Source organism: Romboutsia sp. Marseille-P6047, from assembly GCF_900604535.1.
In the GTDB taxonomy this organism is placed as follows: Bacteria; Bacillota; Clostridia; order Peptostreptococcales; family Peptostreptococcaceae; genus Romboutsia_E.
Map to the genome: position 1 here is coordinate 187926 of NZ_UWOT01000004.1, position 26139 is coordinate 214064.

Consider the following 26139-nt stretch of genomic DNA (forward strand, 5'->3'; position numbering starts at 1 on the left):
GAATCCTCCCCATAAATTTTAATTTTATTTTAATACACTTATGTAAGTGTTTATAAACTTAATTGCTTCTTACTTTCTTTTATCTCAAGTAATTTATCTTTGATTGTTTTAATCTCTTCTTTAGTTTTAATACTTACATCATATGGTGATTGATTTGATCTATCAGAGTTTATAACATCTTGATTATAGTATATAAATCCTAAAGCTTCCCCATCTTCTAAGTTACTTATAATAAAATCTTCATCTTCTTTATTTCTTATCTTATTTCCAACAACAAAAACTTGATTAACACCTATATCTTTTCCAAGTTTTTTTACTTTTCTATATGTTTGTAAACTTCTTTCTCCTGGTTCTACAACTACTATAAAAGCATCTACACCTTGCGCAGTTCCTCTACCTAAATGTTCTATTCCAGCTTCCATATCCATAACGACTACATCTTTATTTTGTATTATTAAATGGCTGCAAAGTCTTTTCAATAATACATGTTCAGGACAAACACATCCCGAACCTCCTGAGTCAACAGTTCCTAATGTCAATAATCTTACACCATTATACTCTTGACAATATGTCTGTGGAATATCATCTACCTTTGGGTTTAATTTAAACATCTTATTAAATGTTCCTGTTTCTGCTGCTGTTCTATCTGAAACTAACTTTTTCATTTCTGATATAGGTACTATAGATTCATAAACATCTCTTGGAAATCCTAAAGCTAATGCTAAATTTGCATCTGGATCTGCATCTACAGCAACAACTCTATATCCATCTTCAGCAAACATTCTAGAAAGCATTGAAGAAAAAGTTGTTTTACCTACTCCACCTTTACCTGTAACTGCTATTTTCATATTCTACCACCTTCTGTCTAATACTTTTAGATCTTATTATTTTATATATATCTATAGGTAAGACACATAATATGTATCTTACCTGATTATATTCTTTTATAATAAAACTTAAATCTTAAGCTTCTGCTCCTTGAAGCACTTTTTCTTCTACTAAAGCTTCAAAGTGAACACGTTTCTTTTCTATTCCTTCTATTATTTTTTGAGCTAATAATACAGGGTCTTCTTCAACTATAAATTTAGCTCCAACCATATCTTCCATTTCTTTAGTTAATATTTCTACTGCTCTAGATGAACCACCTACTGGAGGCATTATTCCTAAATAAACGTCTATACCTGTTGCAACAACATAAGTTCCTATAGCAACAGCTTTTTCAGACATCCACTCTGGAGCAACACCTGCTACTGGTAAATCAGATGAATCCATTTCTAAGTACTTAGCTGTTGCACCTACAACATCTAGTATACGGCTACAGTCAACACATGAACCTAAATGCAGTACAGGTGGTATATCTGCTAATTCACATACAGTTGCTAATCCTTTACCTGCATATTTTTTAGCAGCATCTTTTGCCATTAATCCAAATTTTCCCGCTGCTGACGCTCCACATCCTGTAGTAACAACTAATATATCATTCTTAATTAATTCCTTCATAACAGTTGTGTGTGCTAAGTTAGAAACACCTTTAGCATTATTACATCCAACAACAGCAACTGCTCCTCTTAATACTCCTGATTTTAAACAGTCAGCTAATGGTTTTACAGTTCCTGCTGGATCTATTTGAGAGTTTACAACTCTATCTAATTGTCCTACTATCGCTTCAGTACTAAACCCTACTACTGAGCTTGATTTATGTTCTGGGATTAAAACTTTTGATTTGTCTCTATTAGGGAAGTTTAATACAGCAGTTCTAACTATCTCTTTAGCTATATTAAACGCATCTTCTTCTTTGAATTCCATATATGTAGATCCTGTTATTTTTGCTTTTGGAGATGTAGTTATGAATTTTGTATGATAACAGTCTGCTACTCTTGCAAGTGCTGGGAATATACATTGTACATCAACGATCATAGCTTCTACAGCACCTGTAACTATTGCTAATTCTTGTTGATGGAAGTCCCCTGCAGTTTTTACACCATGTCTCATAGTAACCTCATTACCAGTACAACACATGCCTGCTAAGTTTATTCCATCTGCTCCAACAGATTTAGCTAATTCTACTAATTCTGGATCTTCTGATGCTAAAACTATCATTTCAGATAATGAAGGTTCATGACCATGTAATATTATATTTACTTTATTTTCTTCTAAAACACCTAAGTTTGCTTCTGATTCTCTAACTGTTGGTGTTCCAAATAATATATCACTAAATTGTGTACCTATCATTGATCCAACCCAACCATCTGCTAAAGCAGTTCTTAATGACATCTGCATTAAGCTATCTATATCTGCTGTACATCCTATATGAGTTGAATGCATTATTGTTGCAATTTCTCTATCTATAGCTCTTGGTTCTATACCAAGTTTTTTCCATAGTTCTTGTCTTTGTTTAGGAGCTCTTTTTAAGAACCTTGCTACACCATGTGGTTTACCAAATTCCATTAAAGCAACATCAGCAACTTCATGAGCTATATCATATATATCTCTGCCTTCAGTTTCAACATCCCATTCTTTAGCTAAAGCTATTAATTTAACTTCATCTTTTATAGTATAATTACCGTCTCTTGAACTTAAAGCCATTGTATGAGCTATATCTCTAGCATGATCAGAGTGAGCTGCTGTTCCACCTGCAACCATTCTTGCAAAGTTTCTACCAACTATAACATGTTCATCAGCTCCACATATCCCTCTTGGAGTTTTTGGACTTATTCTACATGGTCCCATACCACAGTTTCTACAGCAAGTACCTTGCAAACCAAATCCACATTGATTTTTAAAGCCTATTTTTCTGTCATACATTGTTTCTACGCCATCTTTTTCAGCCTTGTCTAATAATATTTGACTGTTTAAGTCAATAGTCATTGCTTTTTTATCCATATCTCTATCCCCTTTTGATTCTAATTTTAAAATCCCCCTAGGTGATACTCATTATAATATGTCTTAATAAAACCCTAATTTGATTATATACTAAATTGCTATTGCTTGGTAAAAAATTTAAATATTTTTTTAACAAAATTTACCTTGTTAAAACATTGCAGAAAACATTTTCTTATCTTTCATATTTTATATTTTTCATTATTTTATAATTTACTTTTATAACTTTATGATTTGATTTGAGTTTAATAAATATCAGATATGATTAGATATAAGTATTTCATATATTATAGAATATAGTTTTGATTGTGGTTTGTCTGATTTGTAAGTCAATAAAATAGGTATTTTAAATCCATTACAACAATTTAATGTCTTATGTTTGAAACATACATAAATAATGTTAAAGGTTACAGTTTAAATGATTAATTATATTATCTAATTTTCCTATTAATTGCGATCTCATATATAATATTAACACTATTTCCTTTCAATGTATTATATTATTTTTATTTTTATCTATCATTTTGATAAATTGATATAAATCTCTCTCTTTTATATTTATAAGCTTTACTTTTAAATCGTTGAATTATATCTTTTACCGTAATTACTGCCTCAAATATTATATATTTTTTTAATTATTTTATACCAGATAAAATTTTTTTAATAAAAAATAGATATTATTAAAATGAACTTTAATAATATCTATTTTTATTTCAATTATCTATAATTATCTAATTCTCTTAAGCATGCTACTGTTATTTCATCTTGTGGATCTAATTCATATGCTCTTTCTATATAATAAATAGCTTCATCTAATTCTCCATTATTTAAATATGCCATACCTAAATTGCATAATACTTCAGGATCTTCCTTTATTTTTGCAGCTGTGCTAAAGTGTTCTATCGCTTTTTCTAAATTATATGATGCTGCTTCACAAAGTCCTAATTCAACCATAGTGTCAACTTGATGAGGCTTTAATATTAATATTCTTTCAAAATAAGATTTAGCATCTTCTATTTCATTCATATTTTTATATGCAAGACCTATCATAAACAATAAGTTCCACCAATCAGAATGCTCTGCCTCCAATGGTAATAATTTTTCTAATGCTTCTTCATTTCTTCCTTGGAATACTAAGCTATATCCTTCTTCGTATTGAACTTTAAAATCCATTTTACCGATATTTTCTTGAACCTCTGCTATTAAATCATCTTCTAACCCTAATTTTAAAGCTTCTTCCCAAATAACTTTGGCTTTTATATATTGTCCTTGATTATAATAATGATATCCTAAGTGATAGTATGCTAGTGCAAAACTTTCATCTAAATCTATTACTTTTTCAAGTTTATCTAATGCTTCAAGTAAGAAATTATTCATTCCATCATTATCTGAGTCTTTTTGATATTGTTGTGCTAGTTCTTGACATACTATAGCATAGTGATACATTCCTTCTAAATCTTCTGGGAACATTGTTATAAGTGCTTTTAGATATATTAAAGAATCTGTACTTTCACCAATTTCAAAATATTTTCTAGACATATATCCCATATAAGCTTTTAAATCTAAGTTTATATTCTGTTCTAATGCTTTAAGAAACTTTCTATATTCATCATTATACTTAAAATTACTATCAATCCCCATAATGTATATCATAGCATCTGCTATAGACATTGAGTTTATTCCTTCTTGAGCAGTATTTTCTTTTATACCTTTTACAAGTACCTCATTTTTTATAGGTACATCAAGTCCTCCACTTGGTAGTGTATAGCCTTGTAGCTTAAAGTCTCCATCATTTTTTATTGTTATGAAAGCTAATTCATCTGCTTTTTTTAATAAATATTTTTCAATCCTAAACTTCATATTAACCTCCTAAATCATTACACTATATGATTTTGACTTTTCAAAAATCTTTTTGTCATCATATACAAATAAAATTACATTTTCATTAGGTTGTATATTTTTATGTATATCTTCTTTTAACTCTATTACATTATAATTAAAAGGCTCAAAATGAACATACTTTATCATAAACTTGGCTGGAGTATCTTCAAACTTAGGTAGATATAACTTCACATTGTCTTGATCTTGTAAAAATATATGACATCTATTTTTAAAATCTTCCATTTCTACCTTATTGAAAAATTGTGGTAAATTAGATGTCTTTCCTAATGATATATAATCGTACTTTAGTATATCATTAAATAGTTCATTATTTACATTTATTTTTTCATTATAAAAATCTAATAATATCTTATATAATTGATTTTTTCCTTGTGCCATGTCAAAATATCCATTTTTATCAAAATATGTTGCAAACTCTTCAAAGAATTTAAATGGACTTTTACTATAAAAATTCTTTATTATATATCTCATTGATAATACAAAGTTTTTAGAGTTGTAGTATCTCTCTAATATCTCTTCTATATCTTTTAACTTTAATATTTGGTCATAAGTTATATAATCATTATATAAAATTTCATATGGTGCATAATCTTTATATTTATATCCATGCTCTTTAGCTGTATTTCTTACACCTGTACCTTTTATCATTTTTAAGAAACCTAATTGTAGATGCTCTATACCTAAATTAAATACATCATTAAATGAGTTTTCAAAACTAGCATAATCTTCATAAGGAAGACCTGCAATTAAATCTAGATGCTGGTGTATATTTCTATAAGATGCAACTTTTTGAACAACATAAGATAATTTTTTAAAATCATCTCTTCTTCCAACTGCATCTAATGTTTTTTGATTAGTAGATTGTACCCCTATTTCAAACTGGAATAATCCTTCTTTACAATCTTTTAAAAACTCTAAAGTATCATCATCTAATAAGTGAGCTGTAACTTCAAAATGATATGTTGTATAGTTATTATCATTCTCCATAAGGAACTTCATGATCTCTTGAGCAAACTTTTTGTTAGCATTAAATGTTCTATCTATAAATTTAATTTGAGAAACTCTAGCATCGATTAATTTCTTTAGATCTCTTTTTACTCTATCTATACTAAAATATCTTAATCCTTTTAGTGTTGAAGATAAGCAATATTGACAATTAAAAGGACACCCTCTTGATGTTTCATAATAAACGATTCTATTTTCATATTCTTTTGGATCTAAGTTTTCATAAGGGCTTGGTATCTCATCTAAGTTTTGCAATAATGCTTTAGGTTTATTAGTTATTATCTCATCATTATTTCTATATACAATACCCTCTACATCTTCTATTTTTCTTTTATCTAGAAAATATTCTACTAAATCTCTAAATACCAATTCTCCTTCTCCACATAGTATGTAGTCTATAAAAGGATATTTCTTCATAGCATCAGTACTATCATAAGTTACCTCTGGTCCACCTAAAGCTATCTTTATGCTCGGTTTTACCTTTTTTAAGTTTTCACAAACTTTAGCTATATCATATACATTCCATATATATGTCGAAAAAAGTACAATATCATAATCATTTCTATATATATCCTTTAATATATAATCTAAATCATTATTTATTGTATATTCTCTTATGTCTACTGAAGTTAAATCTCTTACAAATTCTTTTAAATATCTAATTGCTAAGTTTGTATGTATAAACTTAGAATTTAATGTGGTTAATAATATTTTCAAATATTTCACCTCTTTATCAATATTGTCTATATTTTATTTGCTATTTAAGTTAAAATAATTTATATAAACTATCAAAATTCTACTTTTTAAAAGGGTTTTTATTACATTTTGTAGAATATTAGTTTATTAGTTACTATATATTTAAGAAAGGAAGTTTATTATGGAATTAATCGACCACGTATCTATCAATTCATTATCAAAAAGGGACTTATTGCTTATAATAAAAGCACTAGAATTTACTACTGAAAATACAAACCTTAATGATTTTATTGAACTTAGAAATAGTATAGTAAAAGAGTTATGCTTCTTAACTGAGACTTCAGAAGAAGCTTTCATAAATTATCTAGAAGCTAATAATTAATTTTAAGACTTTTTAAATTTTAATGTATAGATTCCAGATTTAGCTTTTATCTTTACGCTAAGTATATTTTCACTAAATTCTTTTGAAACAACCTGAATTTGGTTAAATATAGGATCTACATAAACATCATTTTCATTTAATTTAATTAAGCTTCTAGGGTCAGATGTTTTATCGTATATCTTTTTATTGATTTTATATAACCTTAATTTTGTTATGTATTCAGACATTGAATTAATAAAATCTATATTCTCTATATTTAGGTCACTTTCAACTCCTAGAATAGATAATATAGATTTTTTTATACTCATAATACCATCATTAACAGGCTGTCTATCTTCAATATAAATATCATATAATATATTTAAAATTGTAGAAACTATATTATTATCATCATAATCTTCATATTTTCCATCTATAAATTTATCTATAATTTGTAATGTATTAATTCTACTCATTTGAAACTTAATCATTTGAGGTTTTTCTAAATTTATAGCTAGCCCTATTATTCTCTCCTTAGCGCTTTGCAATAACTCTTCATATTCTATATTTTTATTTTCAATCAAACTATGTATAACACCATTATAAATAACAGCACTTAATATAAAATCAAACATTTTAATTTCTTTTTTAAAGTACTTAGCATATTTCTGGATTAAGGAAATAGACTCATCTTGAGATCTATCAATATTTGTATTAGCAAGTATTACAGGTAATATCAAGTTTAAAATAGAGTTGTAACTTAAAGCTTCACCATAAAACTTAAAGTAAATCAACTCATCTTTTAGTCTATTAACATCAACAAAAACACATCTATTCTTCCCATCATCTACTAAACATTTAGTATTCACAATAATCAAATCTCTAAGATTTTTATCATTTACATCGAAAGCCGATAAATAACACTTTTTTATAATATTATCTTTCATAAATATTACACTCCTCGTAATACCTTATAATAATTATTCTTATCAACAATTATTCATAATATACCTTATAACAACGCTCTCAAATAAGTGTATATGTTCTCACTTTATTTATTATTTACTTAAAGTAGTATATTTTATAACGTAGCGAAGGGCTGATATAAATATATCCAATTACATTTTCAGCATTTTCAGCTGCATGCTTTGGATATATTATATCAGCCCGAACGCCTCCGTTATAACAAGCACTAAAACACTAATTACATTCTCTCTGGTGCTTGCATTCCTAATAATTTAAGTCCATTCTCTAGAGTTTGTCTAGTTACAGCAACTAAAGCAAGTCTAGCTTTTCTAGTCTCAACATCATCTACTAATATTGGATTGTCATGATAGAATTTATTAAATGCTTGAGCTAAATCTAAAACAAATCTCGTTACTATATGTGGTTCATTTCTATTCATAGCAGATACTATACTATTATTAAATGATGCTATAGTCTTTAATACTTCAACACTATCTTCGTTAGTTAATAAGTTATAGTCTATATCTGCACTTACTTCTTCATTAGCTTTTCTTAAAACTGCACAACATCTAGCATGTGTATATTGAACATATGGTCCAGTTTCACCTTCAAAGCTTAATGTTCTTTCCCAAGAGAAAGTATAATCTTTTATTCTACTATTAGATAATTCTTGGAATACTACTGCTCCAACTCCAACTTGCTTAGCTATTTCATCAACATTTTTAGCATCTGGATTTTTAGCTAACATAGTTTCTTTAGTCTTTTCTATAGCTTGTTTTAAAACATCTTCTAAGAATACTACTCTACCCTTTCTAGTAGACATAGTTCCTTCTTCTAATGCAACCATTCCAAATGGAACATGAACTAAATCCTTAGCCCATTCAAAACCTACAAGTTCTAAAACTTTAAATAATTGTTGGAAGTGTAATGATTGTTGTGAACCAACTACATATATACACTTATCAAAATTATATGTATTCTTTCTATATACAGCTGCAGCTAAATCTCTTGTCATATATAATGTAGATCCATCATTTTTTGTTATAAGTGCTGGTGGCATGTTATATTCTTCTAGATCAACAACATTTGTACCTTGAGATTCTTTTAATAATCCTTTTTCTTTTATAGTTTCTATTACAGTATCCATTTTATCTGAGTAGAAACTTTCTCCATTATAAGAGTCAAATTGTATATCTAATAAATCGTAAACTCTAGCAAATTCTTTTAAACTTTCATCTCTGAACCATTGCCATAATTCTTTAGCTTCTGGATCTCCATTTTCTAATTTTGTAAACCATGCTCTAGCTTCATCTTCCATCTCTGGCTTTTCTTCTGCTTCGTCATGGAATCTTATATATAATTTTAATAGTTCTGGGATTGGATTAGCTTCTACTGCATCCTTATCTCCCCATAATTTAAATGCTACTATAAGTTTTCCAAATTGAGTTCCGTAATCTCCTAAGTGGTTTATTCTTACAGTATCATATCCTTGTGAATCGTATATTTTATATAAAGCATTTCCTATAACAGTTGTTCTTATATGCCCTATATGGAATGGCTTTGCTATGTTAGGAGATGAAAAATCTATTACTACAGTTTTACCTTCACCTAATTTTGATTTTCCGTATGCATCTTTTTGAGTTAATACATCATTTATAACATTAGTAGCTAATTGAGACTTATTAACAAAGAAGTTTACGTATCCGCCCATTGGCATAACTTTTGCTATATCTCCTTTTGCTTCTATACTTTCTGCTAAGTCTGCTGCTATCATGTTAGGAGCTTTTCTAAATACCTTAGCTAATTTAAAACATGGGAAAGCATAATCACCCATATCTTTATTTGGTGGTATTTCTATAAGTCCTAATATTTCTTCTAAAGATAAATCGTCTATCTTTTCTTTAAGGCAATTTCCTATTGCTACCTTGAAATCTTGCATGTCATTGCTCCTCTCTCTTTCTCTTATCTTCTTATGGTAAATCAAATCTTGAGTTTTTTCAAGATATTTAGCCATTATAGTTCGTTTTCACTAATTACTTTTATATTATTTTTTCTAAGTAATGCTGATGTAATTCCTTCACCAAGAATTTTTTTTCCCGTGAAACTACCATCATATATATATTTAGAGCCACATGAAGGACTTCCATCCTTCATTATGGCTTCTTTACAATTGTATAGTTTCGCAATTTTTAACGTCTCTTTAGCACCTTTTACAAAGTTTTCAGTTACATCTTCACCTTTATTGCTAATAACTTTACATCTGCTAACCTCTTGTTTACTTATATTAATAATTTCAGAAGGATTTCTAGGTGTACTAAGTCCTCCTAACTGTTCTGGGCATGCGATTACAAATTCTTTTCCATTTAAATATTCTCTTACTTTTTGATTATCATTATTTAAATTATTATACTTACAATTTATACCTAATAAGCATGCTGATACTATTATCATAATTAAAAACCTCTTTTTAAATTATTTTAATACAGCTATGGTTACACCTGCTCCACCTTCACCATATTGACCAGGTCTTTGAGATTTAACATGTTTATTTTTCTTAAGTACATCTTGAAGCCCAGACTTAAGTACTCCCGTACCTATACCATGTATTATTGTAACATATTCAAGCCCTGCTACACATGCATCATCTAAGTATTTATCAACTTCCATTATAGCTTCTTCTAATGTCATACCACGAAGGTCAACTTCACTCTTAACTCTACCTGATTTAGACTTAATTATATTTCTAGTTCCTTTTGTTACGGTAGTTTTTGCTTCAGCCTTAGCTCTTTGTAATGATTTAAATGGTAAAGTCATTTTCATTATACCGATTTGAACTACTGCTTCTTTTTTCTTATCATCAACAGATATTACACTACCATTTTGATTTAAAGTTATTACTTTAACTTCATCTCCTGGTTTTAAGTTCTTAATTTCTTTACTTGCAACTTTTGGAACTATCATACTTTCAACAGTTGGCTGAAGTGCCCCCATAGAGTTTGTTAATTCTTTTCTAAGAGCTTCTATTTTACGATTTTTCTCTTTAGAAGCCATTTCATTTTCCATAGCTCTAAGCTCTTTTATTATACTATCAACTTCTTCTTTAGCACCTCTAGTTATTCTAAATGCTTCAGATTTAGCTTGTTCTATCATCTTATCTTTTTGAGATATAATTTTTTCTAATCGTTCATCATACTCTTTCTTAACTTTTTCTATTTCTAATTTTAGCTTTTCTGCTTCTTCTCTTTCTTCAATAGCTTTAAGCCTACTTTTTTCTGCTTCTTGAAGAACATCTTCTAATTCTATATTGCTATCATCTATGAATTCTCTAGCCCTTGAAATTATATAATCACTTAAACCTAATTTCTTAGATATTGCAAATGCATTTGACTTTCCTGGTATCCCCATAAGAAGCCTATATGTTGGACTTAATGTTTCTACATCAAATTCAACTGCAGCATTTTCTACGCCTTCTTTTGTTAAAGCATAGTTTTTAAGCTCTGTATAGTGAGTTGTAGCTATACAAGTTGCACCAGCCATCTTTACATCTTCTAATATTGCAATAGCTAAAGCAGCTCCTTCCATTGGGTCAGTTCCTGCACCTAGTTCGTCAAATATAACTAATGAATTTTCAGTTACATCTCTTAGTATAGAAACTATATTAGTCATATGAGAAGAAAATGTAGATAAGCTTTGTTCTATACTTTGTTCATCACCAATATCTGCAAATACATTATCAAATACACACATGCTACTTCCATAGTTAGCTGGTATATGAAGTCCACTTTGAGTCATTAAAGCAAATAAACCTACTGTTTTTATAGTTACAGTTTTACCACCTGTATTAGGTCCTGTTATAAGTAATGTATGAAACTCTCTTCCTAAGTAAATGTTATTAGCAACAACAGTTTCTGCATCTAAAAGTGGATGTCTTCCTGCTTTTATATTTATATATTTATCATTATTTAAATTAGGCTCAACAGCTTTCATAGATATAGATAATTTACCTTTTGCGAATGCAAAATCCAATTTTCCTAGTATTTCTTGATTTGAAATTATATCATGACTAATTTCACCTACAATTGCTGATAGTTCTGCTAATATTCTTTCTATTTCTTCTTGTTCTTGTAACCTTAATTGTCTAAGTTCATTATTCATGTCTACTATACTCATAGGCTCTACAAATAAAGTTGCTCCTGATGATGACTGATCATGAATAATTCCAGACACATATGATCTGTATTCTGCTTTTACAGGAACAACAAATCTATCTCCTCTAACAGATATTATTGCATCCTGTAAGTACTTTTGATATGTAGTTGATGTAATAATAGAATTTAGTTTAGACCTTATAGATTGGTTCTTTTGAACTATTCTCCTTCTAATATTTCTAAGCTCTGTTGAAGCATTATCAGAAATTTCTATCTCACTTATAATTGCATTATAAATTTTATCTTCTACATCTCTATAAGCATATAAAGAATTTGATAATCCTTGAATTATTGGATAATTGAACTCTTCTTCTTCACTACTTGATAGTGTATTTTTTAAATTTCTCGAACCCCTTAAAGTATCTGCTATTTTAATTAAACTTCCAGGATCTAGAGATGCACCTATTTCTGCTCTCTTTGCTTTATCTTCTATATCATGTATTCCATTTAAAGCTATTCCACCTCTTTTTAGAAGTATTCCCTGTGCTTGGCTAGTTTCTTCTAGCATATATTTAACTTCTTCATAATTTGAACTTGGTGTTAAGTTTTCTATATATTTTAAACCTAAAGAAGATGAAACTTTTGTCTTTAATATGTCAACAATTTTGTTAAACTCTAAAACTCTTAATGATTTTTGATTCATACTTCCTCCTTTATTTTTTCTTTCTTTTTATATCGTTTATTTTATGTACATTTGTATTATACTATTTATATAGCTATTTATATATTATACATAAACATGTATTATTTGTAGCGTATTTTTTTAATTATTAACTTAAAATAAGTATTTTAATACAAATTATAATAAAGGAGATTCTATCTTATGGAAAAAGTTTTACAAGATTTAAAACCTCAATTAGTATTTAAATATTTCGAAGAGATTTCTCAAATACCTAGAGGCTCTGGAAACGAAAAAGGAATAAGTGATTTTCTTCGTAAATTTGGGGAGGATTTAGGATTAGAGACAATTCAAGATGAATATTTAAATATAATAATAAGAAAACCTGCAACTAAGGGATATGAAAATGCTCCTTGTGTTATGTTACAAGGTCATATGGATATGGTTTGTGAAAAAAATAAAGATACTGTTCATGACTTTACTAAAGATCCTTTAAAATTAAGAATTGAAGATGGTATGATATACGCTAGTGGAACTACTTTAGGTGCAGATAATGGTATTGCTGTAGCTATGGGGATGGCAGTACTTGCTGATAATTCTATTGAGCATCCTGAAATAGAGTTTTTAGTTACTGTAGATGAAGAAGCTGGTATGACTGGTGCTATGAATTTAGATAGTTCTAAACTTAAATCTAAGTATATATTAAACTTAGATTCTGAAGAAGAAGGATATATATTAGTAAGCTGCGCTGGTGGAGCTACAGCTAAAACTACATTACCAGTTGAATATACTCAAGTTTCAGATAATAAAGTAGGTCTATCAATAGATATAAAAGGACTTTTAGGTGGTCACTCTGGTATGGATATCATAAAACAAAGAGCTAATTCAAATAAATTATTAGGTAGACTTCTAAATTTATTAAAGGTTGATTATGATTTAGCTAATATTCATGGTGGTTCTAAAAACAATGCTATTCCTCGTGAGGCAGAATGTGTAATAGTAATTGATAAAAACTTACTTGATGAAACTAAAAATCAAATATCAAAAATAGAAAGTTTATTTAAGCATGAGTTTAGTACTTCTGATCCAGGACTTATTGTAGAAGTTAAAGAAACAAACGTTGATAAAGTATTCACGCATGAATTAAAAGATAAAATAATCAAAATGTATAATCTAATTCCAAATGGAATTCAAACTATGAGTATGGATATAAACGGTCTTGTAGAAAGCTCTACTAATTTAGGTGTTGTAGTTAATAACGATAATGAAATATTATTTGAAAGTGCAGTTAGAAGTTCTGTTAGTACTTTAAAGGATGACATTTTAAATAGAATGGATTTATTAACAAACTCTTTAGGTGGTAAGTTTGTTGTTGAAAGTGATTATCCTGCTTGGGAATATGCAAAGGGATCTGAACTTGAAAAAATTTGTGTTGAAACTTATGAAAAATTAACAGGCAAAAAACCTATAATAATGGCAATTCATGCAGGACTTGAGTGTGGATTATTATTAGACAAAATGCCTAATGCTGAAGCTATATCGTTAGGTCCTGATATGTTTGATGTTCATACTCCTAATGAACATTTAAATATAAAATCTACTGAAAATACATGGAATTACTTATTAGAAATATTAAAATCAATTCGTTAATTAATATTTAAGTAAATAGATTCAAATTTATCATTAAAACAGATATATTTGAATCTATTTTTTATTTACCAAATAATAAATTGATTTTTAATTAATTTATTATGTTTAATTGTTATATACTAATTCACCTGTGTATTTGTTAATTTTGTGAATACCTAAGTTGATTATATGCTCTCCATCTTCTGATATACTTACTTCTTCTGTTGATAACTCTTCTTCTGTGTGGGTATGTTCTTCTGAAGCACCTAAATTAATATTTACATCTATGATATAATTATCATTTTCTTCCTCTATATCTTCTATTGTATTCATTACACCATCACCGAATTCAGATTTTAATACTTTTATTGCACTTTCTTTTGATATTGGATTTAAATCTTCAGCTTTTTTCTCTGCAAACTGTGTATTATTATCTCTTGATGATATACTTTTTAATACTATTGTGGATATTAATGTTATTATCAACAGTAATAAACCAGTTATTAATATAATTTTTTTCATATCTTTATTCTACACCTTTATAGTAATGAGCCGATGTAGTTCCTTTTGAATCTAAATAATTATATAAATTAGTTGCCTTTGCTCCCAACCTATAATTATTATTTAGTACTTCTGTATGAGCTTCTATAATATCTCTAACCATTCGCCCATTTTCTTGTGTAAAATCTAATCTCAACACATCTATTCCACATTTTATTATCTCTTCTAAATTATCTAACATGCAAGTAACATTTGAATTATATATTGTACTTCTACAGAATATATCTTGAGATATTCTGAACATATCTCCCTTAAAACTCTTTAATGCATATATACTTTGATTACATTTAGCTGCTCTTTTATCTTTTTTACAATCACGAACTAAAACTCCCATTGGACAATATTCAGTTACCATCATGGTTGCATATCCATATACTACACCTTCAATTTCCATATCAGTATATTGTAGAGTTTCTTTTATCTCTTGTAAATTAAGCTCTTGAGATATACATAGAGATTGCGCACCTTCATTTTTAAAATGGTTTATTGTTTCACTATTGAATGCATTTAAGAAGTAATCTATACTTAATTTCTTACCTTTAAAGTAATCTATTCCACCTAATGTACCTACTTGTACTTCATTTAAATTTAATTTATTAGCTTTTTCTAAACTCTTGTATTCTCTATTTCTAATTATTCTAGGGGATGAATATATAACCTTTTTATTATACTTAATCCCCATTTCTAAAGCTTTATCTAAAGTTAATATATCTTCATAATAAACTGCATCTATTTCACATTCTAATGCAGATTTTAATTGTTCTAAGTTTTTAACTTTTACTCTAAGCTTTGGTTTTACATCTTTTCTAACCTTAACTGGTCTATATGATATTTTTTCATGTTTATATTTTCTATCTTTTACTTTTACTCTTTCTTCATTTAATAAATCTATACAATCTCTTCTCATTTGATTAATTATACTTATTGGTAAACTTACACCTTCATCAAGAATTGTATTTATTTTATTTAATTGATATGGAGTGTTTCCAAGCTTTTGAATCTGAGATTCTACCTTCTCTTTACTTAAAGCTACCTTCATAGCTTCTTCTACAACTTTATAGCCTTCTATAGAAGCTTTATTTCCTTTTGAATCTATGAAGGTTAATACTGGCTTTTGACCTAATTTTATAGTTAACTTGGCATCTATATTGCTTTTCACTAGTTCCTTATCTTGTTGGAACGTACTTTGAACCCTGTCCATAAGCTCACTGTCTGAAGTTTTAAATACTACTTGATGCTTTCTTGCTTCTCCAACAAAATCTAATTCAATTATATCTCCCTTATGAGCTATTGTAGTTATTTCACCCTCTTTTATTATTCTACCAATAGTTCCTCCTCCTAGATTTATACCATCGCCTTTTTTAAGGGTATTTTCTAACTTTAATCTTAGCCTTTTAGCCTTTTTATTAAAGTCTAAAACTTTTCCTACGTATAAACCTTGATTATTAGGAATCTCAGGGTTCATTACACCTTTACCTACTTCACCTAGTATAAGACCTTTTGTAAATTTTCTATTAAAAATAGTATATAAATCATTAATAGTTTCATCTAAAACATTTACTTTATGTTTTTTTAAATAGTTATCTACAGTCTTTCTATAACTACTTATAACTGTTGCGACATATTCTGGTCTTTTCATTCTACCCTCTATTTTTAAAGAGTGAACTCCTGCATCTATTACCTTATCTATTTCTTCTATTGTACTTAAATCTCTTGGACTCAACAAGTAATCTCCATTGCTATTTATTACTTCTCCTGTGTGTATATCAATTAATTCGTATTTTTGTCTACAAGGTTGTGCACATCTACCTCTATTTCCAGATCTATTTCCTAGCATACTACTCATTAAACATTGCCCTGAATAGCATACACATAATGCTCCATGTACAAATACCTCTATATCAACACTTGTATTATCACAAATTTCTTTTATTTCTTCTACCGTTAATTCTCTAGCTAGTACAACTCTATCAAATCCTGCATTTTCAAGATATTTAACATCTTCTAGTGAATGTGCTACCATTTGTGTACTTGCATGTAATTCAAAATCTGGTAGTAATTTCTTTATTAATTTTGCAATTCCTATATCTTGAAGTATTATTGCATCTACATCTATATCATATAAAAATTTAGCATACTCTACAAAGCTTTCAATTTCATCTTGCTTGATTAATGTATTTGCAGTAACAAAAACTTGTACATTTCTTATATGTGCATATCTAACAGCTTCTTTTAATTCATCTCTATCAAAGTTATTTGCAGATGCTCTTGCACTAAAATCTTTTCCTCCTAAATAAACCGCATTTGCTCCATTTTGTACAGCTGCCTTTAAAGCTTCAAAGGAACCAACAGGTGCTAGTAATTCTATGTCTTTCATTTTGATCCTCCTTCAAGGAAATTTATAATATTAATAGTATCTTCTATTTTCCTATATTTTAATTTTTAAGTCTAATAAAGTTTTATACCCACTTAAGTATACATTAAAAACATATAAACTTTACTTTAAATTTTTAAATTAAAAGAGGATGCCTTTGAATGATTTAACTCATTTTAGACATCCCCTAATTTCTAACTATCTCATAGCTCTTAAATATTTCAATTCATTTTCTAATTCAGTATACTTTAATTGTAGCTTGTATGCTTTATTTTGGAACTCTGATGATAAGCTTTCTGCAATTTTTGCTCTCTCTTCTGCTCCTTTAAGTAGCATTTCTAAATCTTCTATTTCTGATTTATAATTTTCTACTTCTGATTGAGATCCTTCTGTTGAAATACTTAAGTTATCTATTTCAGCCTCTTTTGCTTCTAACGCTTTATTTTTCTCTTCAATTAATTTATTTAAACTTTCTATTTTAGATACTTTTTCAGTAATTTCTTTATCTCTACTGTCTAATTGAAGTTGTAATTTTTTTATTTCTAACTTAAGACCCTCATCAGTTTGATCTACTCTACGTCTTAAATCATCATTTTCTTTTGCTAATTCACTACTATAATTATCACATTCAAACAGTTGATCTGTTATATTTATAGCAGTAACTATTCCAGCCATAACTGTACTTAATTTAGGGTTACTTTCTACAACTTTTGTCATTTCTTGATCAACATAGCTTGCTACTTTAATCATCTCATGTGCAGGTTTATCTCCAACCATTGGATACTCTACACCTTGAATTTTCACAGTTACTTTATTAACATTATTCACACTAATCCCCCCTATACAGATGAGTTAGTTTGATCTTAAATTTGCATTTAATTTTTCTGCTAATTCTTTTAGTATTACGTCATGCACTTTAGCCACATCTTCATCTGTTAATGTTTTTTCTTTACTTCTATATGTTATAGAATACGCTATTGACTTATGACCTTCCTCTATTTGTGCACCTTTATATACATCAAATAATTTATAAGCTTCAACAAGTCCAGCTCCATTAGATTTTATTATATCTTCTATGTCTTTTACATATACATCATCTTTAACTATTAAAGCTATATCTCTTGATGTAGATGGGAATTTTGGTAATGGGCTATAAACTATATTATTGCTACTATTTTCAAATATTACATCAAGGTCTAATTCAGCTATGTAAACTCTTTGACCTAAACTATAGTTTTCTATTACATTCGGATGTAACTCTCCAAATGTACCTACATACATTCCATTATATTCTAATCTTGCACATCTTCCTGGGTGGAATGTTGAATTTTCTTTTTCTGGTATTACTTCATAATCTTTAAATCCAACACTCTTACATATAACCTCTATAGCACCTTTTAATGCAAAGAAATCTACATCTTTGCCATACATTCCTATACATACATGATTATGTTCCTTAGGTAATCCATTTTGTGGAGTAAATGTGTGACCACATTCAAATGCACATGCACTGTCTACTTTACGAGATATATTTGTATATAAAACATCAAGCATACTTGGCATCATTGTAGTTCTCATTACTGAAGTTTCTTCACCTAATGGATTTATAAGAGTTACAAAGCTTCTCTTTGGATCATTTTCTGGAAGTTGTATTTTATCTACTCCTTTTGGACTTACAAATGAATAAGTTAATATTTCATTTAATCCTATAGATGTAGCAGTATTTTTTACATTATCCATGAACTTTTGTTTAGCAGTTTTAACTCCAGCAGTAGCATTTCCTTCTAATTGTGCTGAAGGTATATTTTCAAATCCATATATTCTTGCGATTTCTTCAAATACATCTGCTTCTTGTTCCATATCTAATCTAAAGCTTGGAACTTCTATTTCTAATTTTTCACTAGAAACTAAGTTACAATTAAATTCTAAAGATTCTAATATTCCTACAAATTGATCCATAGGCACTTCTACACCTAATAATTTATTTATTCTTTGTGGATTAACTACTAATTTCTTAACTTCTGGCTTAGTTGGATATATATCTACTACTCCTTTATCAACAGTTCCACAACCTAACATTTCTATTAATTGAGCAGCTCTATTTACAGCTTCTTTTGCAAGGTTAGTATCTATTCCTTTTTCATATCTTCCTGAAGCTTCAGTTCTAAGACCTAATTTTTTAGATGTTGCTCTTATATTTTCTCTCTTAAAGCTTGCACCTTCTAATAAAACTTCTGTAGTATTATCATCTATTTCAGAGTTAAGTCCTCCCATAACACCTGCAAGTGCTAAAGATTTTTCTCCATCTGTTATAACTAACATATCTTTATCTAGAGTTCTTTCAACTTCATCTAAAGTAGTAAACTTTTCTCCATCTTGAGCATTTTTAACAACTATTTTACCAGTAGTTAATTTGCTTAAATCAAATGCATGTAATGGTTGGCCAAGTTCTATCATTACATAGTTAGTTATATCTACTATATTATTTATTGGTCTAACACCAGCTTCTATAAGTTTTCTTTGCATCCAATATGGAGATGGACCTATCTTTACATTTTTTACTGTTCTTGCACAATATCTATTACATAAGTCTTCATTTTCTATTTTTATATCAAAGTTTATATCTTGTCCTTCTTCTTTTACAACTATTTCTGGATACTTTAATTTAGAGTTTATAGTTACAGCAGCTTCTCTAGCTATACCTATCATAGATCTACAATCAGGTCTATTAGATGTTAATTCAAACTCTATTAAAGCATCATTTATTCCCATTACTTCTTTTACATCTTTTCCTAATTCATAAGAATCTTCATGATCTAATATGTATATTCCATTTTTCTTATGTTCAGCTACAAAATGCTCATCTATTCCTAATTCTTCAGCAGAGCACATCATACCTTCTGAAAGCTCTCCTCTTAGTTTACCTTTTTTAATTTTTATTCCACCAGGTAACTTCGCACCTATTCTTGCAACTGGTATAAAATCCCCTACAGATACATTTTTAGCTCCAGTTACTATTTGTATAACCTCAGTTCCTACATCAACTTTAGTCACAATTAATTTATCAGCATTTGGATGCTCTGTTATTTCTAGTATTTTACCAACAACAACATTTTCTATTTCTTCTCCGAAGAAATCTACTTTTTCCACTTTAGTTCCTGTCATAGTCATTTTGTCAGCAAACTCTTTAGTGTCCATATCTATATCAACATAATCTCTAAGCCATTTTAAAGATACTAACATATTATCTACCTCCTAATTAAAATTGATTTAAGAATCTCATATCATTTTCAAATAATAATCTTATATCATCTATCTCATATTTAAGCATACCAATTCTCTCTACACCCATACCGAATGCAAATCCACTGTATACTTCTGGATCTATTCCACAATTTCTTAGTACGTTTGGATGAACCATACCAGCTCCTAATATTTCTATCCATCCTTCTTGTTTACACATTGCACATCCTTCTCCACCACACTTAAAGCATGTAACATCAACCTCTGCACTTGGCTCTGTGAATGGAAAGTTATGTGGTCTAAACTTAGTTTTAGTTTCTTCTCCAAATAGTTTCTTAACGAAGTTATCTAAAGTTCCTTTAAGCTGTGCCATTGTAACATTCTTACCAACAACTAATCCTTCTATTTGATGGAACATTGGTGAATGTGTAGCATCTGGAGAGTCAAATCTAAAACATCTACCTGGAGATATTACTTTTATCGGTAAATCCTGACTCTTCATAGTTCTAACTTGAACTGGAGATGTTTGAGTTCTAAGTAATAATTCACTATTTATGTAGAATGTATCACTCATATCTCTTGATGGATGGTCTTTTGGAGCATTTAATGCATCAAAGTTATTTTCTATTGTCTCAACTTCAGGACCTTCCGCTATTGAAAATCCAAGTCCCATAAATATTTCTGATACTTCATCTATTATTTGGCTTATAGGATGTTTTTTACCAACTGTAAATGTCTTACCTGGCATTGTAACATCTATAACTTCGCTAGCTAATTGTTTTTCTTTTTCTATTGCTTTTATTTCTTCTTTTTTAGTGTTTATCCCACCTTCAATAGCTTCTCTAACTATATTAGCTACTTTACCTACAACAGGTCTTTCTTCTGCCGATAATTTACCCATTTCTTTCATGATAGCAGTTAATTGACCTTTTTTTCCTGAGTATTTTACTCTTAAACCTTCTAATTCTTCTATAGTAGAAGCATCTTGTATTTCACCTAAAGCGATATCTTTTAGATTAAGTAATTTTTCTTGCACTATTTATCACCCTTTCAATTTTTCTTATTTAAATATAAAAAAAACCCTTCATCCCTGTCTAGGGACGAAAGGTTATAATTTCGCGGTACCACCCTAGTAGCTTAGAAAATTAATATTCTAAACCACCTCGTATAAACTTAACGCGTTTTAACGTTAAAGCCTACTATTAATTCAGCTTTAAAACTCCAGAGGGAACTTCTTTTAAATACTTAGAAAGTACTTCCAGCCAAGGTACTTATCTCTATACTAAGTTAATCTAAAATACTTTTCTCTTTCACTGTATTTGAATTATATTTTATGTATATACTGATACAATATTATAACATATCAATATATATACTTACAATATTCTATACTAAAGATTTCTTTATCTCATACATTAATATAGCTGAACTTATAGCTGCATTTAAAGATTCTGCATTTCCATATATCGGTATCTTAACTAATGTGTCTGAGATACTTATTAGTTCATCATTAACTCCATTAGCTTCATTTCCTATAACTAATGCTACCTTATTATTATAACTTACAGTGTTATAATAATTATCTGTATTTAAATAACTCGATACAATTTCAAAATTATTATTTTTCAAAACTCTAAGAGCCTCTTCTTGTGTTGATTGTATTATATTCATATCAAAAATAGACCCCATAGTTGAGCGTATAACTTTTGGATTGTATATATCTACACATCCTTTTAAATTTATTATTGCATCTACACCAGCTGCATCTGCTGTTCTAATTATAGTTCCCATATTACCTGGATCTTGTATTCTATCTAAAATCAATACAAATTTATGCGAATCTTCTATATTATTATCTATATCTCTATTTTTAAAACCTACAACAGCTAAAATACCTTGAGTATTTTCTGTGTCAACTAATTCATTAAATATCTTATTTGTAGCTTTATATATTTTTATATTTTTATTTTTAAGAACATCTAAAAATTGAGAATGCTCTTTTTTATTTTCAAAATCTTCATTAATAAATACATAATCTAAATCTGCATTACATTCTATTGCTAAGGTTAAGATTCTATATCCTTCTATTATAAATTTATTTTCTTTATTTCTATTTTTAGTTTTTAGCAACGATTTTGTATATTTAACTTTTTCATTATCTTTACTGCTTATCATAACTGTCATGATTATTATCTTCTCCTAATCAAGTCCTTATTTTCTGAAGCAATAGAACTTATATTATTATTTTGTCCAATTACAACTAATATACTCCCAGCCTTTAATTCTTCTTGAGGAGAAGGTGTTACATTTATCCTTTTACCAGATTTTATAGCAAGAACTGTTATCTCATACTTAGCTCTTAAATCTAACTCGATTAATGTTTTTCCTACCCATTTATTTGGAGTAACAATTTCTACTATAGAATATTCTGGATCTAACTCTATATGATCTAATATATTATCTGATACTAAGTTGTGAGCTACTCTAACTCCCATATCTCTCTCTGGAAATACAACTCTATCAGCTCCTATTTTATAAAGTACTTTTGCTTGTAATTCATCTTTTGCTTTACATACAATTTGCTTTACACCCATCTCTTTAGCTATAAGTGTAGCCATTATAGATGCCCTTATATCCGAACCTATAGCAACTATAGCAACATCAAAATTTCCAAGTCCTAGGGATCTTAGAGCAGCTTCATCAGTCACATCAACAATTGCTGCATGAGTAACTTTATCTGATATATTTTGAATTATTTCTTCACCTTTATCTATAGCCATAACTTGATGACCTAAAAGATGCATTGTAGTAGCTACAGATGCACCAAATCTTCCACAACCAATAACTATATATTGTTTCATGATTTTATCCTCTCAATATGTATAATTTATCCTACTATTATTTTTCCTTCTGGATATCTAACTGGTGGCTTTTTCTTAGCTCCTCTTGATAATAATGCCACAAAAATAGTTAAAGATCCAACTCTACCTATAAACATAGCTATCATTACTACTATTTTACCCATTGATGTTAAATTAGGGCTTCCCCCTGTACTTAAACCTACTGTAGCTATTGCTGAAACTATTTCAAATCCACATTCAACTAAAGTAAATCCTGGATCAGTTAGCGATAGTGCTAAAGTTCCAAGTACTACAAGTGATATGGCTATAAAGAATATTCCTACAGCCTTAGTTACAACTGAAGCACTTATTCTTCTTTCATAAGCTTCTATATCAGCCTTTCCAGATATAAAGCTTTTAACTGTTATAACTAGAGATGCTAACGTAGTAGTTTTTATACCACCACCAGTTGATGCTGGAGATGCTCCTATGAACATTAGTATTATCATTATAAATAAACTACTTTCTTGTATTAAGGTCAAATCTATTGTATTAAATCCAGCTGTTCTAGCTGTAACTGACTGGAAGAACGCTGCTAAAGCTTTGCCAAAAATACTTAATGGTCCTAGAGTTTTAGGATTATTAAATTCTACAATAAATATAAATACTGTCCCAATAGCAATAAGTATTAATGTTGTTACTAAAACAATCTTTGAATGCATATTCAATCTTGATAATTTCTTAGTATTTATCACATCTAGCATTACTGGGAATCCAATTCCTCCTAGTATTATAAGCATAGATATAGTCATAACTATCATAAAATTATCTACATATGATGTTAAAGATGTAAATGGTCCACTAACAGAACCCATCAAATCAAATCCAGCATTACAAAATGCTGATATGGCATGAAATATACTATACCAAATACCTCTACCTAATCCAAATTGTGGTATAAAAGTAAATGATAATAGAATCGCACCTATACCTTCTATTAAAAGAGTTATCAATATTACATATCTAGTTAACTTTACCATACCTGATAAATCTCTTTGATTTAAAGATTCTTGAATCAGTAGTCTTTCTCTTAAATTAATTTTCTTCTTTGTTAAAAGTGCAAACATAGTGGCTATAGTCATAAATCCTAGTCCACCTACTTGTATTAATGTTATAATTACTATTTGACCAAAATGACTCCAATATGTTGCTGTATCTACTACAATTAGTCCTGTAACACACACTGCAGATGTAGCTGTAAATACTGCATCTAAAAATCCTATACTTTCTCCATTTTTAGTTGCTATTGGTAAGTTCAATAAAAAAGCACCAAATAATATTACAGCTGCAAATCCCATTACCATTATCTGAGCAGGATCTAAATTATTTATGTAACCCATAGTCCTTTTTAATAACGACTTCAATTTCTTGACCTCCTTATATAAGTACGCTTTAGTAACCATTATTTTATTATATTCCAAATTTAACCTAAAAACAATAATAGGAGGATTTGATTTAATTATCATTTATTTTGCTTAATAATATTATACACATTTTATTTATAATATTCTCTATTCAAACTTAAAAAATTACATAAAAAAACGGTAAACTTCATATCAGTTTACCGTTTTATCGTATAATTAAGCTAATTTTGATTTAGCAACTTCTACTAATTGAGCGAATCCTTGAGGATCTTGTATAGCCATTTCAGATAACATCTTTCTGTTAACTTCAACACCTGCTAATTTTAATCCGTTCATGAATCTTGAGTAAGATAATCCGTGCATTCTAGTTGCAGCGTTTATTCTTTGTATCCAAAGTTTTCTGAAGTCTCTCTTCTTTAACTTTCTACCTATATATGCGTTCTTTAATGCTTTCATTACGAAAGTATTTGCTGGTCTATATAATTTGCTTCTAGATCCTATAAATCCTTTTGCAAGTTTTAATACTTTTTTATGCTTTTTACGAGCGTTCATAGCTTTTTTAACTCTTGCCATCGTCGTGACCTCCTTTAATAATCTTTACGTTAATCTATTTTTTGTCTTTTGTTTTAAATCTTAGTATGGTAATAATTGTGCTATTCTTCTAGCATCACCTTCACTAACTATTGCAGACTTTCTTAAGTTCATTTTAGTCTTAGCATTTTTCTTAGTTAGTATATGTCTTTTGAAAGCTTTAGCTCTCTTTAACTTTCCAGTTCCAGTCTTCTTGAATCTTTTAGCAGCACCTCTATGAGTTTTCATTTTTGGCATGATAAATTCCTCCTCTCAGTTAATTATCTATTTTTTTGGATCTATAATTACAACCATATTATTCCCCTCGAATGCTGGGGCTTTTGTTGGTTCTCCAAACTCTTTTACTATATCTATAAATTTAAGCATTACTTCTTTACCAATATCTTTATGTCCTAATTCTCTACCTCTGAATCTAAGTTCAACTTTAACTTTATCTCCTTTTTTAAGGAATTTTATAGCATTGTTAGCCTTAGTTTGTAAGTCATTAGATTCAATACCTGGTCTAAGTCTTATTTCTTTAACTGTTATTGTTTTTTGGTTTTTTCTTGCTTCTTTTTCTTTTCTCGCTTGTTCGTATTTATATTTTCCATAATCCATTATTTTGCAAACTGGTGGATTAGCATTTGGTGAAATCTTAACTAAATCTAAATTTTTATTATTTGCTAATATTTGAGCTTCTTTAGATGACATTATTCCAAGTTGCTCTCCAGTTTCTGAGATAACTCTTATTTCCTTATCTCTTATTTGATCATTCATTGACAATTCTTTGCTAATGGTAGGACACCTCCAAAATTTTATATATATATTAAAAAAAGCGAATGATATTTAAATCATCCGCTA

21 protein-coding genes and 1 other annotated feature are annotated in these 26139 nt (G+C 28.7%); of the genes, 2 read left to right on the forward strand and 19 right to left on the reverse strand.

Annotated elements, in window-relative coordinates; all coding sequences use genetic code 11:
• Positions 1-50: 50 nt before the first annotated feature.
• The 4 genes from EIH23_RS05895 to EIH23_RS05910 all read right to left on the reverse strand — a co-directional run bounded on the left by EIH23_RS05895 (position 51) and on the right by EIH23_RS05910 (position 6504).
• On the reverse strand, positions 51-848 hold the full coding sequence (locus tag EIH23_RS05895; RefSeq protein WP_122639300.1) for an ATP-binding protein: 798 nt from the start codon (positions 846-848) through the stop codon (positions 51-53).
• A gap of 115 nt (positions 849-963) precedes the next feature.
• Entirely contained in the window at positions 964-2883 is a 1920-nt protein-coding gene (gene cooS / locus EIH23_RS05900) for an anaerobic carbon-monoxide dehydrogenase catalytic subunit (protein ID WP_122639301.1), read from the reverse strand.
• Between the two features lie 714 nt (positions 2884-3597).
• Positions 3598-4740: a tetratricopeptide repeat protein gene (locus EIH23_RS05905; protein ID WP_122639302.1), complete on the reverse strand. Its 1143-nt coding sequence runs from the start codon at positions 4738-4740 to the stop codon at positions 3598-3600.
• 9 nt (positions 4741-4749) lie between these two features.
• Positions 4750-6504 carry a B12-binding domain-containing radical SAM protein gene (locus tag EIH23_RS05910; protein ID WP_122639303.1) on the reverse strand — a complete coding sequence of 585 codons (1755 nt, stop codon included), beginning with the start codon at positions 6502-6504 and terminating at the stop codon, positions 4750-4752.
• Positions 6505-6664: 160 nt separating this feature from the next.
• Here EIH23_RS05910 and EIH23_RS05915 point away from each other — a divergent pair, with 160 nt between their 5' ends.
• Positions 6665-6865, forward strand: a complete 201-nt coding sequence (locus EIH23_RS05915) for a hypothetical protein (RefSeq protein WP_122639304.1) — start codon at positions 6665-6667, stop codon at positions 6863-6865.
• 2 nt (positions 6866-6867) lie between these two features.
• Here the strand turns inward: EIH23_RS05915 and EIH23_RS05920 are convergent, their stop codons facing one another.
• The 4 genes from EIH23_RS05920 to EIH23_RS05935 all read right to left on the reverse strand — a co-directional run bounded on the left by EIH23_RS05920 (position 6868) and on the right by EIH23_RS05935 (position 12661).
• Positions 6868-7791 carry a hypothetical protein gene (locus EIH23_RS05920; RefSeq protein WP_122639305.1) on the reverse strand — a complete coding sequence of 308 codons (924 nt, stop codon included), beginning with the start codon at positions 7789-7791 and terminating at the stop codon, positions 6868-6870.
• Positions 7792-8048: 257 nt separating this feature from the next.
• Positions 8049-9749, reverse strand: a complete 1701-nt coding sequence (gene argS / locus EIH23_RS05925; protein ID WP_122639306.1) for an arginine--tRNA ligase — start codon at positions 9747-9749, stop codon at positions 8049-8051.
• A gap of 74 nt (positions 9750-9823) precedes the next feature.
• Positions 9824-10261, reverse strand: coding sequence for a DUF523 domain-containing protein (locus EIH23_RS05930; RefSeq protein ID WP_122639307.1), 438 nt, complete (start codon positions 10259-10261; stop codon positions 9824-9826).
• Positions 10262-10282: 21 nt separating this feature from the next.
• The gene (locus tag EIH23_RS05935) at positions 10283-12661 is read right to left on the reverse strand and encodes an endonuclease MutS2 (protein WP_122639308.1); all 2379 of its coding nucleotides are present in this window, start codon (positions 12659-12661) and stop codon (positions 10283-10285) included.
• A gap of 180 nt (positions 12662-12841) precedes the next feature.
• On the opposite strand from EIH23_RS05935, the gene EIH23_RS05940 reads away from it, so the two are divergent.
• Complete coding sequence (locus EIH23_RS05940; protein WP_122639309.1) at positions 12842-14287, forward strand: aminoacyl-histidine dipeptidase; 1446 nt, start codon at positions 12842-12844, stop codon at positions 14285-14287.
• Between the two features lie 105 nt (positions 14288-14392).
• Here the strand turns inward: EIH23_RS05940 and EIH23_RS05945 are convergent, their stop codons facing one another.
• From EIH23_RS05945 to infC, 11 genes are all read right to left on the reverse strand, one after another.
• Positions 14393-14788: a hypothetical protein gene (locus tag EIH23_RS05945; RefSeq protein WP_122639310.1), complete on the reverse strand. Its 396-nt coding sequence runs from the start codon at positions 14786-14788 to the stop codon at positions 14393-14395.
• 4 nt (positions 14789-14792) lie between these two features.
• Entirely contained in the window at positions 14793-17204 is a 2412-nt protein-coding gene (locus EIH23_RS05950; RefSeq protein WP_122639311.1) for a DUF3656 domain-containing U32 family peptidase, read from the reverse strand.
• A 195-nt stretch (positions 17205-17399) separates the two neighbouring features.
• Positions 17400-18029: a cell division protein ZapA gene (gene zapA, locus EIH23_RS05955; protein WP_243113331.1), complete on the reverse strand. Its 630-nt coding sequence runs from the start codon at positions 18027-18029 to the stop codon at positions 17400-17402.
• A 24-nt stretch (positions 18030-18053) separates the two neighbouring features.
• Positions 18054-20444, reverse strand: a complete 2391-nt coding sequence (gene pheT, locus EIH23_RS05960; protein WP_122639312.1) for a phenylalanine--tRNA ligase subunit beta — start codon at positions 20442-20444, stop codon at positions 18054-18056.
• A 16-nt stretch (positions 20445-20460) separates the two neighbouring features.
• Positions 20461-21480: a phenylalanine--tRNA ligase subunit alpha gene (pheS, locus tag EIH23_RS05965; protein WP_122639313.1), complete on the reverse strand. Its 1020-nt coding sequence runs from the start codon at positions 21478-21480 to the stop codon at positions 20461-20463.
• 57 nt (positions 21481-21537) lie between these two features.
• Positions 21538-21767 (reverse strand) — a binding site (T-box leader).
• Positions 21768-21830: 63 nt separating this feature from the next.
• Positions 21831-22628 (reverse strand): TrmH family RNA methyltransferase, encoded by a 798-nt coding sequence (locus tag EIH23_RS05970; RefSeq protein ID WP_122639314.1) that lies wholly within the window; start codon positions 22626-22628, stop codon positions 21831-21833.
• 5 nt (positions 22629-22633) lie between these two features.
• Positions 22634-23305 carry a potassium channel family protein gene (locus tag EIH23_RS05975; protein ID WP_122639315.1) on the reverse strand — a complete coding sequence of 224 codons (672 nt, stop codon included), beginning with the start codon at positions 23303-23305 and terminating at the stop codon, positions 22634-22636.
• A 26-nt stretch (positions 23306-23331) separates the two neighbouring features.
• A complete protein-coding gene (locus EIH23_RS05980; RefSeq protein ID WP_442970287.1) occupies positions 23332-24684 on the reverse strand; it encodes a TrkH family potassium uptake protein in 1353 nt (450 codons plus the stop codon).
• 240 nt (positions 24685-24924) lie between these two features.
• Complete coding sequence (gene rplT, locus EIH23_RS05985) at positions 24925-25281, reverse strand: 50S ribosomal protein L20 (RefSeq protein ID WP_122639317.1); 357 nt, start codon at positions 25279-25281, stop codon at positions 24925-24927.
• A gap of 60 nt (positions 25282-25341) precedes the next feature.
• Positions 25342-25536: a 50S ribosomal protein L35 gene (gene rpmI / locus EIH23_RS05990; protein WP_122639318.1), complete on the reverse strand. Its 195-nt coding sequence runs from the start codon at positions 25534-25536 to the stop codon at positions 25342-25344.
• 27 nt (positions 25537-25563) lie between these two features.
• Positions 25564-26055: a translation initiation factor IF-3 gene (gene infC / locus EIH23_RS05995; protein ID WP_164488998.1), complete on the reverse strand. Its 492-nt coding sequence runs from the start codon at positions 26053-26055 to the stop codon at positions 25564-25566.
• Positions 26056-26139 lie beyond the last annotated feature (84 nt).

Coding starts and splice junctions, on each gene's coding strand:
- EIH23_RS05895 (WP_122639300.1), bottom strand. CDS start 848: ATGAAAATAGCAGTTACAGGTAAAGGTGGAGTAGGTAAAACAACTTTT.
- cooS (WP_122639301.1), bottom strand. CDS start 2,883: ATGGATAAAAAAGCAATGACTATTGACTTAAACAGTCAAATATTATTA.
- EIH23_RS05905 (WP_122639302.1), bottom strand. CDS start 4,740: ATGAAGTTTAGGATTGAAAAATATTTATTAAAAAAAGCAGATGAATTA.
- EIH23_RS05915 (WP_122639304.1), top strand. CDS start 6,665: ATGGAATTAATCGACCACGTATCTATCAATTCATTATCAAAAAGGGAC.
- EIH23_RS05920 (WP_122639305.1), bottom strand. CDS start 7,791: ATGAAAGATAATATTATAAAAAAGTGTTATTTATCGGCTTTCGATGTA.
- argS (WP_122639306.1), bottom strand. CDS start 9,749: ATGCAAGATTTCAAGGTAGCAATAGGAAATTGCCTTAAAGAAAAGATA.
- EIH23_RS05930 (WP_122639307.1), bottom strand. CDS start 10,261: ATGATAATAGTATCAGCATGCTTATTAGGTATAAATTGTAAGTATAAT.
- EIH23_RS05935 (WP_122639308.1), bottom strand. CDS start 12,661: ATGAATCAAAAATCATTAAGAGTTTTAGAGTTTAACAAAATTGTTGAC.
- EIH23_RS05940 (WP_122639309.1), top strand. CDS start 12,842: ATGGAAAAAGTTTTACAAGATTTAAAACCTCAATTAGTATTTAAATAT.
- EIH23_RS05945 (WP_122639310.1), bottom strand. CDS start 14,788: ATGAAAAAAATTATATTAATAACTGGTTTATTACTGTTGATAATAACA.
- EIH23_RS05950 (WP_122639311.1), bottom strand. CDS start 17,204: ATGAAAGACATAGAATTACTAGCACCTGTTGGTTCCTTTGAAGCTTTA.
- pheT (WP_122639312.1), bottom strand. CDS start 20,444: ATGTTAGTATCTTTAAAATGGCTTAGAGATTATGTTGATATAGATATG.
- EIH23_RS05970 (WP_122639314.1), bottom strand. CDS start 22,628: ATGACAGTTATGATAAGCAGTAAAGATAATGAAAAAGTTAAATATACA.
- EIH23_RS05975 (WP_122639315.1), bottom strand. CDS start 23,305: ATGAAACAATATATAGTTATTGGTTGTGGAAGATTTGGTGCATCTGTA.
- EIH23_RS05980 (WP_442970287.1), bottom strand. CDS start 24,684: ATGGGTTACATAAATAATTTAGATCCTGCTCAGATAATGGTAATGGGA.
- rplT (WP_122639317.1), bottom strand. CDS start 25,281: ATGGCAAGAGTTAAAAAAGCTATGAACGCTCGTAAAAAGCATAAAAAA.
- rpmI (WP_122639318.1), bottom strand. CDS start 25,536: ATGCCAAAAATGAAAACTCATAGAGGTGCTGCTAAAAGATTCAAGAAG.
- infC (WP_164488998.1), bottom strand. CDS start 26,055: ATGAATGATCAAATAAGAGATAAGGAAATAAGAGTTATCTCAGAAACT.